This window comes from Candidatus Protofrankia californiensis, from assembly GCF_900634765.1.
Taxonomy (GTDB): domain Bacteria; phylum Actinomycetota; class Actinomycetes; order Frankiales; family Frankiaceae; genus Protofrankia; species Protofrankia californiensis.
In genome coordinates, this window is the sequence record NZ_CAAAFT010000012.1 from 1 (window position 1) to 4,122 (window position 4,122).

A 4,122-nucleotide genomic window follows, 5' to 3' on the forward strand; every position below is an offset into this window, starting at 1 on the left:
TCGGCCAGAGCATGCTTGACCGTCTTGCGGAGGAGAACCCCTTCCCGAACGTGTTACCAACCGTGAAGATAGAATCGACACCGGACTATGCCGCGCTCGCCTACGCGGTGAAGGACACCGTTGAAAGGTTCACCGAGGCGGTGGAAAAGCAAGGTGCCTGGCGCCATCTTTACGACCAGAACGGCAAACCTGCCCACGAGACACGCCACCAAGGACTGTTTAAGCTATTTTCCCAGCTTACTTTCGGCGCATTGCGAATATCCGTTCACCCAAATGCCGATCATGGAGTCGGGGCGACGGATCTGACGCTCGACCTCGGCGAAGCGGCTCATATTTTAGAGTTCAAGAAGGATACGAGTACCGCAAAGATCCTGCACGGTCTTCAGGTTCAGCTCCCTCGCTACATGGATGCGGCGAGCACCATCTTTGGCAGCTATGTGGTCATGTGTCACGAGAGGGACAGCCGCGAGGTTGCAGAAACGATCAGAAGCGCTGTCGTGCCGAACCACGTGATCGACACATATGTCGTCGACTGTAGGCGCCAGACCTCGGCCTCCAAGTTTCAGGGATGATCCGGCGTCGACGGGACGGGGGTTCGGGTGCCTCTAGGCGGCGTACGAGGTCGGCGGCGGGTATCGGTGCCCCCTGTTGTCCTCATGACTGCCGACGATGAAGGGCGCATCAAGGGGGTGAGTGACCTTCAGCCTCGCGCGCGCCAGAACGTCATTCTCGAACTTGGTTACGTAACCGCGAAACTCGGCCGGAGGAACGTTGCTGTCCTGTATGAGGATGGTGTTGTGTGGGCGTCCACAGGACACGTGTTCACGATCTCAGGCACACGTCGGCCACGCTCCTTTTCCGCGCCGGGTGGATCTCCACGAGATCCGGGCGTTGCTCCGGCATACCCGGATCGCTACCACGGCGGACATCTACATCGACGTCCTGGAAGACGTCCGGCGCAGGACGGCGGCGAGCATGGACACCATCCTTGGCCGGCTGGCCCTACCAACTCGGCCGGATGCCACGGAACGTGACGATGGCGAGGGTGACTCCGAGATGTCCGGGAGCTGATCGTTTCCAACTGCAGTACAAACTGCAGTACTGGAGATCAGAAAAGCCCAGAGCCCCGCGCCGTGTGATCGACTGCGGGGCTCTGACCTGCCTCAACCAGCGTGCGCTCGGAGGGACTCGAACCCCCAACCTCTTGATCCGTAGTCAGATCTGGATCTTCCGTTGGCGTCCGTGGACGTCCACCCCGTCTGCCGACCTCGTGTGCTCTGTCCGCTGGCGTCCGCCTGCGTCCACTCTCGTCCGCCGGCTTGGCTGTCACTTTGGCTGTCAGCCATGCCACGTTCTGGACCACGGGACGGGCGGCCGGTGCTGAGATCTGGGCGCATACTGGGAGGCATGGCGGAAGATCTTCTGGCGCTCGTCGTGGTCAACCCGACGGTCGGCCACGGGCAGGCATGCATCCGGGGGACCCGGGTGCCCGTAAGCGTCGTGCTCGACTGCCTCGCCGACGGTATGTCGGGTGAGGAGATCGTCGCGGAGTACCCGTCACTAACCGTGTCAGGGATCCGCGCTGCCGCTGCCTATGGCGCGCGCCTGGCCCGGGAGGATCTTGTGCCGCTTCATACTGCCCCGTGAGGGTCAAGCTCGACGAGGGCCTACCTGTCTCGCTCGCTGAACGGCTTGCCAAGCACGGGATCGACGCTGACACCGTGTTCGCCGAGGGCCTGGCAGGCCGCTCCGATCCTGAGATACTCGCGGCTGCGGTCGAGGAGAAGCGCATGGTGTTCACCCTTGACCGTGGCTTCGGGAACATCCGTACTTATCCGCCTGGGTCGCACAGTGGGATCGTGGTCTTCCGACTTGACGATCAGTCCGCACGTGCCGTGATCGCGGCTGTCGAAGATCTGGTCATACACCATGAGCTCGCCGATCTTGCTGGTGCCGTGACGGTGGCGCACCGTGGCCTGCTCCGGATCCGCCGATAGGCTGCCCGGCAGCTCTCTGCAGATGGGAACCCAGCGGAGCGCGGTACCGCAACAGACGGTCGAGAAAGCCCAGAGCCCCGCGCCGTGTGATCGGCTGCGGGGCCCTGACCTGTCTCAACCTGACGTGCGCTCGGAGGGACTCGAACCCCCAACCTCTTGATCCGTAGTTAGATCTGGATCTTCCGTCGACGTCCACAGAGGTCCGCCCCGTCCGCTGACCTGGTGGGCTCTGTCCATGGGCGTCCACCAACCTCCACCCTCGTCCGCCGGTTTGGCTGTCAACTTGGCTGTCAGTCGTTCTGACTATGGTCATCTTGGTGGTCTTCGCGGTGCCATGGTTTAGCGAGAGCTATACTCGCTTGATGGACGGGCGGCAGTGGGACGTCTACCTCGTCAACGAGGTCCGTGACTGGATCGACGGCCTGGACGCCGCGACACACGCGCGGGTCGTCCAGGCGATCGACCTGCTCGCGGAGACCGGCCCCGGGCTGGGGAGACCGCTGGTCGACACGATCAGCGGCTCGTCGCTGCCGAACCTGAAGGAACTCAGACCGGGCACGGTACGGATCTTGTTCTGCTTCGATCCGTGGCGTTCGAGCATCCTGCTTGTTGCCGGGGACAAAGCCGGGCAGTGGAACGCCTGGTACGACGAAGCGATTCCACTGGCGGAGCAACGCTACAAGAGCTACCTGGTGGAACGCGGCCAGGAGGAGGGTGATCGGCGATGAGTGGTTACATACGGTGGGCTGATGTCCGTGCCGAGCAGGTCGCCCGGGCCGGTGGGGAGGAGGCGGTCGCCGCCGGCAAGCAGGAGCTTCTTGCGGTCGCGGTGGGGCACCGGCTTGCTGAGGTGCGTCGTGCGCGGGGTCTGACCCAGCAGCAGGTGGCCGAGCGGATGGGGGTGACCAAGGGCCGGATCTCGCAGATCGAGCAGGGCTCACTCTCCGGTCAGGACGTGGTCACCAGATACGCTGCTGCTCTTGGTGGCCGGCTGCACCAGGCGATCTACTTTGACGACGGGGACATCGCCGCGATCGCTTGACCTGTTTCGTCACCGCAACGCACCCGACGGCTTCCTGGGCTGAGGGCCGTTGCTGCACCCGCTGCTACAGAAAGCCCAGAGCCCCGCGCCGTGTGATCGGCTGCGGGGCTCTGACGCGAAGATATCTCGCGGCGTCTGCCGTCATCTTCAGAGGTTTTCCATGATCCAGCGGACTGGCTGCGGACCGACTCAAAGGGCCACGGCGGCTCCTCGTGCCTCCCATTTCTTTGTCTCGTTCCCCGGTCAGCGCCGTTGCCTGCGCGGGACGCCGGTCGGGTCAAGGGTGGCGTAGCGGCGGGGCCAGTGCGGTAGGCGCGAGTCGGTGCGACCGGCCTCCGACCGGTGCGGCCGTACCGGGATCGGCCCGACCAGCCGACTCCGGTCCTTCGTCGGGTCAAGATCCCGAGTCGCGACCGCGACCGGCAAGAGTCCGAGTCCGGACCCGGACTCACCAGCCGGCCCGGCGAGTCCTCCAGAGCACCAACCCCCAATCTCCGGCGGCGCAGCCGGCCCCGATTCCGTGGAGAACCGGACCACGATATGGTGGCGCTCTCCCGAAGGAGGGCACGTGGCCTGGAACGGTGTTCCCGCGGCGGAAGACGAGAATCTTTCCTTCCAGGCCTACTACGTACGACTGAATGCTCTCCGCCAGTTCTTGTCCCCCCTCGGCAGACAGATGCTCGACGCGGTTTGGGAAAGCGAGGGGTCGGACGTCATGCGCTCGTTTCGGCGAAGCGCGGTCATAGGACTGGTCGCAGGTGATTTAATTCGCGCGTTGGGCCTGCGCGAGGTGACCGAATATCCGCCCGCGATCGGTGACTGGTTTGTCCACTCAGGAGTCACCTCCTACGCGGCCGCCAGTGATGGAAACCAACTGGCAACGATCCGGCTGCAAGGGGGCGACAGTATAACCTCCGTTGTTCGCCCAGAGTGCCGTATAACAAACTCCGCCGCTGTCAACATGGTTGAACAGGACGACGTCTCGCTCGTGGTCGGGCGATTACTCTCACCGAAGAAGTTCGATCTCGTGATTGCCGGATATCGGGATCCGCTCTTCTCCCTGAAGGACACGGACCTGCTTAG

The 4,122-nt window shown here is 63.6% G+C and carries 7 protein-coding genes and 1 pseudogene; all 8 read left to right on the forward strand.

Going from position 1 to position 4,122, the window contains the following annotated elements; translation table 11 throughout:
- On the forward strand, positions 1-572 hold a 572-nt coding region (locus tag DD1DGNOD_RS26300; protein WP_206442856.1), incomplete at its 5' end, for a hypothetical protein.
- Between the two features lie 84 nt (positions 573-656).
- A pseudogene (locus DD1DGNOD_RS30630) lies at positions 657-788 on the forward strand (TIR domain-containing protein); the annotation flags it as partial.
- A gap of 103 nt (positions 789-891) precedes the next feature.
- On the forward strand, positions 892-1,071 hold the full coding sequence (locus tag DD1DGNOD_RS00470; RefSeq protein ID WP_206442857.1) for a hypothetical protein: 180 nt from the start codon (positions 892-894) through the stop codon (positions 1,069-1,071).
- Between the two features lie 336 nt (positions 1,072-1,407).
- The gene (locus DD1DGNOD_RS00475; RefSeq protein ID WP_131768719.1) at positions 1,408-1,647 is read left to right on the forward strand and encodes a DUF433 domain-containing protein; all 240 of its coding nucleotides are present in this window, start codon (positions 1,408-1,410) and stop codon (positions 1,645-1,647) included.
- Positions 1,644-1,997 carry a DUF5615 family PIN-like protein gene (locus DD1DGNOD_RS00480; protein WP_131768698.1) on the forward strand — a complete coding sequence of 118 codons (354 nt, stop codon included), beginning with the start codon at positions 1,644-1,646 and terminating at the stop codon, positions 1,995-1,997. The genes DD1DGNOD_RS00475 and DD1DGNOD_RS00480 overlap by 4 nt, the downstream gene beginning before the upstream one ends.
- Positions 1,998-2,359: 362 nt before the next feature.
- Entirely contained in the window at positions 2,360-2,725 is a 366-nt protein-coding gene (locus tag DD1DGNOD_RS00485) for a type II toxin-antitoxin system RelE/ParE family toxin (protein ID WP_043602838.1), read from the forward strand.
- Positions 2,722-3,039, forward strand: a complete 318-nt coding sequence (locus DD1DGNOD_RS00490; RefSeq protein WP_131765014.1) for a helix-turn-helix domain-containing protein — start codon at positions 2,722-2,724, stop codon at positions 3,037-3,039. The genes DD1DGNOD_RS00485 and DD1DGNOD_RS00490 overlap by 4 nt, the downstream gene beginning before the upstream one ends.
- 568 nt (positions 3,040-3,607) lie before the next feature.
- The coding region (locus tag DD1DGNOD_RS00495) for a hypothetical protein (RefSeq protein WP_131769187.1) at positions 3,608-4,122 on the forward strand (515 nt) is incomplete at its 3' end.

What these genes read in the sequence shown, in the direction of transcription:
- DD1DGNOD_RS00485 (WP_043602838.1), top strand. Translation starts at nt 2,360, where the DNA reads ATGGACGGGCGGCAGTGGGACGTCTACCTCGTCAACGAGGTCCGTGAC.
- DD1DGNOD_RS00475 (WP_131768719.1), top strand. Translation starts at nt 1,408, where the DNA reads ATGGCGGAAGATCTTCTGGCGCTCGTCGTGGTCAACCCGACGGTCGGC.
- DD1DGNOD_RS00490 (WP_131765014.1), top strand. Translation starts at nt 2,722, where the DNA reads ATGAGTGGTTACATACGGTGGGCTGATGTCCGTGCCGAGCAGGTCGCC.